We start from the raw sequence: 6,441 nt of genomic DNA, 5'->3' as shown, positions 1-6,441 counted from the left end.
ATCCCGCCACCGGCGCGCTGCTGTTTGGCCCTACCGTGAGGTTAGTCGGTGTCGCGAATGGCGGTTGGTTGGGTGTCAGAGTTGTAGTCACGCTAGCACCGGGTGCAGTACCGTCATTGTTGCCGGGAGTCGGGTCCGGGGTAGAGGAGCTACTCTTGGCGGTGTTGCTGACGCTGCCGGATGCCGGTGCGATGAAGCTGATCCTGCGGGTGACGCTCTGTGCGTTGGTTAAGGTGACAAGGGGGAAGGTGACGACACCTGAAATGCTATCGTAGGTACCGCCCTCGGAGATGCTGATTCCTGTTAAGCCGGGAACGATGCTGTCGGTAATTGTGACGTTATCTGCTGTGCTCGGCCCGTTGTTTTGGGTAACGATGTCATAACTCACTGTCCCGCCGGCTGTACTGTTGAGAGTACCGCTTTTGGTGGTAACGACATCGGCACTGGGTGTCAGAGTTGTAGTCACGCTAGCACCGGGTGCAGTACCGTCATTGTTGCCGGGAGTCGGGTCCGGGGTAGAGGAGCTACTCTTGGCGGTGTTGCTGACGCTGCCGGATGCCGGTGCGATGAAGCTGATCCTGCGGGTGACGCTCTCTGTGTTGGTTAAGGTGACAAGGGGGAAGGTGACGACACCTGAAATGCTATCGTAGGTACCGCCCTCGGAGATGCTGACTCCTGTTAAGCCGGGAACGATGCTGTCGGTAATTGTGACGTTATCTGCTGTGCTCGGCCCGTTGTTTTGGGTAACGATGTCATAACTCACTGTCCCGCCCGGTGCACCAGAAATAGACCCGCTTTTGGTGGTAACGACATCGGCACTGGGTGTCAGAGTTGTAGTCACGCTAGCACCGGGTGCAGTACCGTCATTGTTGCCGGGAGTCGGGTCCGGGGTAGAGGAGCTACTCTTGGCGGTGTTGCTGACGCTGCCGGATGCCGGTGCGATGAAGCTGATCCTGCGCCTGACGCTCTCTGTGTTGGTTAAGGTGACAAGGGGGAAGGTGACGACACCTGAAATGCTATCGTAGGTACCGCCGTTACTGATGCTGATTCCTGTTAAGTTGGGAACGATGCTGTCGGTAATTGTGACGTTATCTGCTGTGCTCGGCCCGTTGTTTTGGGTAACGATGTCATAACTCACTGTCCCGCCCGCTGTACTGTTGAGAGTACCGCTTTTGGTGGTAACGACATCGGCACTGGGTGTCAGAGTTGTAGTCACGCTAGCACCGGGTGCAGTACCGTTGTTGTTTTCAGGAAAAGGGTCGGGGGTAGAGGAGTCACTCCTGGCGGTGTTGCTGACGCTGCCGGATGCAGGTGCGATGAAGCTGATGCTGCGCCTGACGCTCTGTGTGTTGGTTAAGGTGGCCAGGGGGAAGGTGACGATACCTGTAATGCTATCGTAGGTACCGCTGTCGGAGATGCTGACTCCTGTTAAGCCGGGAATGATGCTGTCGGTAATTGTGATGTTATCTGCTGTGCCCGGCCCGTTGTTTTGGGTAACGATTTCATAACTCACTGTCCCGCCCGGTGCACCAGAAATAGACCCGCTTTTGCTGGTGACTACATCGGCAAGATTGTTAGTAATTGTAGTTGGGACTTGAGAAGTGGGTTGGGAACTATTGTTGTTAGCTTTATTGGGGTCGAAAGTGCTGGAGTCGCTATAGGCGGTGTTCGTTAAAACAGTGCCTGGTGTTGCGGGAACTGTTGCGGTGATGGTGCGGACTTGGCTAGCACCGTTAAGGAGAGTCGGAATCACCGGCCAGACGACATTCCTGGTAACGGGGTTGTATGTGCCACCGTCGGAGGCGCTGAAGAAAGTTAAGCCTGCAGGGAGGGGATCTTGAATCAGGACGCTTTCGGCACTGCTTGGCCCGTTATTTGTAGAAGTAATAGTGTAGGTAATGTTGCTGCTGGGTATGGCGTACAGCGGGCCTTTTTTAACAATGGAAACATCGGCTTGGAGTGTAGGCTCATCTATACTTTCGACGAGGACATTGTTGAGTTCGTGAATGTTTGTACTTCCTCCTGTGGCAGCAGCAAAGCCAAATTTAAAAGTAGATGGCACTATTCCGTTTACGGCGGTCAAATCTGGTATGGTGATTAGTGTTTCGCCCGGTTCAAAAATACCGTTGTTGTTCAAGTCTAAGGCAACTGTCAGACGGTTAGGTGCTATTGTCGAAGTCGGCGGCAATAGGGTAATTTGGACGCTTCTTTTAGTATTAGCATCGGTGCGATTCGTGGCAGTTTCATTATCTATGCCAATGGCAACAGAAGCGTTAGTTATAAAACTATAGGTTCTGCTTTCGCTGCCTCTAATTCCTATTGAATCCTTTACCACTCCCGGGCCACCCACACGCCCGAAAGTAGCTCGTGCTGGTGGGAGGGGTTGCTCCTCGGAAAAATTGCCAAACTCGTCTAATCCGACACCTAAGTAACCTCCTGAAATACCCTCTGAGTTCAGAGCAGGAGTGAGACTATTATTGCTAGCATAGCCGAGAGATCCGCCAAAGCCTCCGGCTTTTGTTGGCGTTGCTGTTCCGTTAATCAGGAAAAAACTAAGGCCATCGGCACCATTACCGTTATAGGCAAAGATATCAAAGGTAACTCTTAGACCTTCAGTGGCAGAGATGGGGTTGTTGTAGAGAACATAAGCTGATTGGTTATTCGCGTTTGATGTTAATCTCAAAGCGCCGCCGCCTGCTGGATCGTTATTTCCTAAACTGGGAATAACACCGGAATTGGCGGCACCTGCGGTTAAACCTGGTGGAGTGGAAGTACCAGCAACTCCATATATCCAAGGCCCGACTACTGTTGAATTTTTAAAGTCTTCAGATACTAAGGTAGCCAGGACTGATGTGTAGTTTTCTAGGACTTCTTTTTCAAAGGCTAGTTCGGCATTGATTTGTCCTGTGGTAATTTCTAATTTCCAGTCGCCTCCGAGTGCTGCGCTTCCAGTTGGGTTTTGGGATGCTGCAATATTTGCTCCGGTGAATTCGCTAATTTTTTGTATAAATTTAATGCCGGATTTGCCTGCGGCTACGTTACAGCCGTAAAGTAGAATGCTGGCGGATTGGCTGAGGGATTTTCCCCACTGCTGCAATTGGTTGCTGTAGGTTTCTAGGTTGTCAAGATTCAATTCTGCAGGGCCGATCGCGATTGCTGCTTCTCGGCCGTGAGATACTACGTGCAGGCTGTTGATATTGTGGCGCTGACGCAAAATTTCGGTGATTTGGTCGATTCCATCCCGGGTTCTATCGAGCAGGATTACTTCTGTACCGCTTTTCACTCCCCTGAGAAACTCTTGGTAGTTTTCTACTTTTGAATCCACAATCGCTAGATTTTTTAGGCTAGCCGTCTCTGCTTTATAGCTGGCTTGTCTCAAGATTTTAGTTTCCATATTGGTATATTTCCGTGTTGGTGCGGCTGACAAATTTGACAGATTTGGGATGGTTCTCATTTTTGGTTGATTTGGTTGCTAAATCTAAGCTACCCCTTTTCATGGATGACGATAAACTTTCAACTATAAAGTTTAAAAAAATATTTTTTTAGGATACGTAATAGTTGCCTATATTTGTTATTTGTGAGGTTAGTCAATCATTAGACAGGATTTACTGCGATCGCCGTTGGATGTCCTGATGCGGCCGATGGCTGCAAATTCTAACATGAATAAGGGGTCACAGCCTTTGTATTAGCCAAGATGCTCTATTTTTGGGAAAAATGATCTCAGGTCTAACGTTAGTTATATGGTAAATTACTTACGGATTCATCAGCCCAAGGGGTCTGACCCCTCATACTGCTTTTCTTGGTCTGGTGACATCGAGGCTGGCTCAGACAGCTTGAACCGTAAATATACTGAAAATATTAATTTCATAAAAATTGGCAGATTTTGACTTTGAGGTGCGATCGCTGTTGAAAGTTGAGAGTACCGCATTTCTAGAGATTTATACTTATACTAATTTGTCGTGCAGTAAACTCACAGCCATGTAATAATACCCACTCAACGCTACAAAAGTTAACAAAAAAACTTGACAAATTATATATGTTAATACCAGGATTTTGGTGACAAAAAAGAACGATCGCCCTTGAATTCAAAAAGAACGATCGCCCTTTACACCATCTTTATATCTAAATCATGAAACTGCGTCGATCGCACCCTCTAACGCCGCTTGCTAAGCGTCAATATCGAGTTCACGCACTAAAAAAGCCCATTCATCAGCCAATTCTTCAATCACTTTAGCAGTAGGTTTGCCGCCCCCGTGTCCCGCTTTGGTTTCGATCCTAATTAACACCGGCTTTTCTCCGGCGTGGGTTTCTTGCAAGGCAGAAGCAAACTTGAAACTGTGGGCCGGAACTACTCGATCGTCGTGATCGGCAGTTGTAATCATTGTCGCCGGATAAGCGGTTCCCGGTTTGAGATTGTGCAACGGAGAATAGCCGTGAATTGTTGAAAATTCTTCGGGATTTTCCGGCGAACCGTATTCAGAAGTCCAAGCCCAACCAATGGTAAATTTGTGGAAGCGCAACATATCCATAACACCAACTGCCGGCAATGCTGCACCGAACAATTCCGGCCGCTGAGTCATGCAAGCCCCTACTAATAAACCGCCGTTGCTGCCACCTGCGATCGCCAATTTTGCCGGTTTGGTGTATTTGTTTTCGATCAACCATTCAGCGCCAGCTATAAAGTCGTCAAACACGTTTTGCTTGTTGAACTTTGTGCCTGCTTGGTGCCATTCTTCGCCGTACTCGCCGCCGCCCCGCAAACAGGCTGTGACGTAAACTCCGCCCATCTCCAACCACACAATCCTGCTAACCGAGAAACTAGGAGTCAGCGAGATGCCAAAACCGCCGTAACCGTATAGGTATGTCGGGTTATTGCCATCTAATTGCAAGCCTTTTTTGTGGGTGATGAACATCGGTACTTGCGTGCCGTCTTTGCTGGGATAAAATACTTGCTTTGTCTCGTAATCTTCGGGGTTGAAATCTACATTCGGCTGGCGGTAAATTGTGCTTTCGCCTGTCACCATGTTGTAGCGGTAAATAGTGTTAGGTGTAGTGAAACTCGTGTAAGCATAAAAAGTTTCGGTATCGTGCCGCTTGCCGTCAAATCCTCCCGCCGAACCGATTCCCGGCAAAGCTATTTCTCGCGCGAAACAGCCGTCTAAGTTGAAGATTTTAATTTGGGTGTAGGCGTCTTTCAGATAAGAAGCCACAAATTGATTGTTGAGGATGCCAATACCTTGGAGGGTTTCGGCTGCTTCGGGGATAATTTCTGTAAATTTCCCTTGACTTTCATCGCCAGCGAGGGATAAAGGAGGGGGGTTGTTGGTGTCGATCGCAATTACCCGGCCGCAGGGTGCATTTAAGTCAGTTTGAAACCAGAACAGAGGGCCTTCATTGTCGATAAAGCTGTACTCTGCCTCGAATTCGTTAATCATTTCTACAACAGGGGATTCAGGGGCAGTTAAGTCTTTATAGAAAATCAGGTTTTTTGTTTCAGTTCCCTGCCAAACTGATACAATTAGATATTTGCCGTCTTCAGTGATGCCGCCGCTAAATCCCCATTCTTTTTGGTCGGGGCGATCGTAGATTAATACGTCTTCAGATTGGGGCGTGCCGATTTGGTGGTAAAACAGTTTTTGGTAATAGTTAACGTCTTCGTGCTTGCTTTTTTCGTTGGGTTCGTCGTAGCGACTGTAAAAAAAGCCTTTACCGTCGTGAGTCCAAGATGCCCCTGAGAATTTTACCCACTTTAAATGATCGGATAAATCTGCACCTGTTTCGATATCGCGGACTTTCCATTCTTGCCAGTCGGAGCCGGAGGTTGACAAACCGTAAGCCATATTTTTACCGTCTTGGCTGATAGCTACGCCGCCCAAAGCAACGGTTCCGTCTTCTGAGAGAGTGTTGGGGTCAATTAATACTTTTGGTTCGCCCTCAAGGGATGTTAAAGTATAAAGTACGGATTGGTTTTGCAGACCGTCATTCTTGTAGTAGAAATAGCGATCGCCTTCTTTGAAAGGTATCCCGTATTTCTCGTAATCCCAAAGTTGAGTCAGGCGCTGTTTGATTTTTTCCCGCGCCGGAATTTCGTTGAGGTAAGAAAAAGTGACTGCATTTTGGGCTTCTACCCAAGCTTGGGTTTCCTCAGAGTCGGGATTTTCCAGCCACCTGTAGGGGTCAGGTACTTTGACGCCGTGGTAGTCGTCTGTTTGGTCGATTTTGCGGGTTGTGGGGTAGCTTAAAGGTCGATCGAATTTGGTCATGATTTTTTACTCTCGGTAACTTTGTCCAGTTTACCCTTTCGCGGCAGTGACAGGGGAGAGTCGCTCAATTGGGGATTTGAGATTTTATCCTAAATCTGGGTTAAAGAAGTAACCCTACCTCAAAAAATAGAAGACTTAGATACCTGAATCTTTTCAAATATTGGGTGTATAACATAGA

The 6,441-nt window shown here is 48.1% G+C and carries 2 protein-coding genes; both read right to left on the bottom strand.

Going from position 1 to position 6,441, the window contains the following annotated elements; all coding sequences use genetic code 11:
- Nucleotides 1-3,394 (bottom strand): DUF4347 domain-containing protein (locus QUA44_RS26320; protein WP_333276787.1); only part of this gene is annotated, 3,394 nt, incomplete at its 3' end.
- A 772-nt stretch (nt 3,395-4,166) separates the two neighbouring features.
- Nucleotides 4,167-6,263, bottom strand: a complete 2,097-nt coding sequence (locus QUA44_RS26315; protein ID WP_333251491.1) for a prolyl oligopeptidase family serine peptidase — start codon at nt 6,261-6,263, stop codon at nt 4,167-4,169.
- Nucleotides 6,264-6,441: the final 178 nt, after the last annotated feature.

Source organism: Microcoleus sp. N9_A2 (assembly GCF_036701775.1).
Lineage (GTDB): Bacteria > Cyanobacteriota > Cyanobacteriia > Cyanobacteriales > Microcoleaceae > Microcoleus.
This window is presented reverse-complemented; position numbering and strand designations above follow the sequence as displayed.

Coding starts and splice junctions, on each gene's coding strand:
- QUA44_RS26315 (WP_333251491.1), bottom strand. CDS start 6,263: ATGACCAAATTCGATCGACCTTTAAGCTACCCCACAACCCGCAAAATC.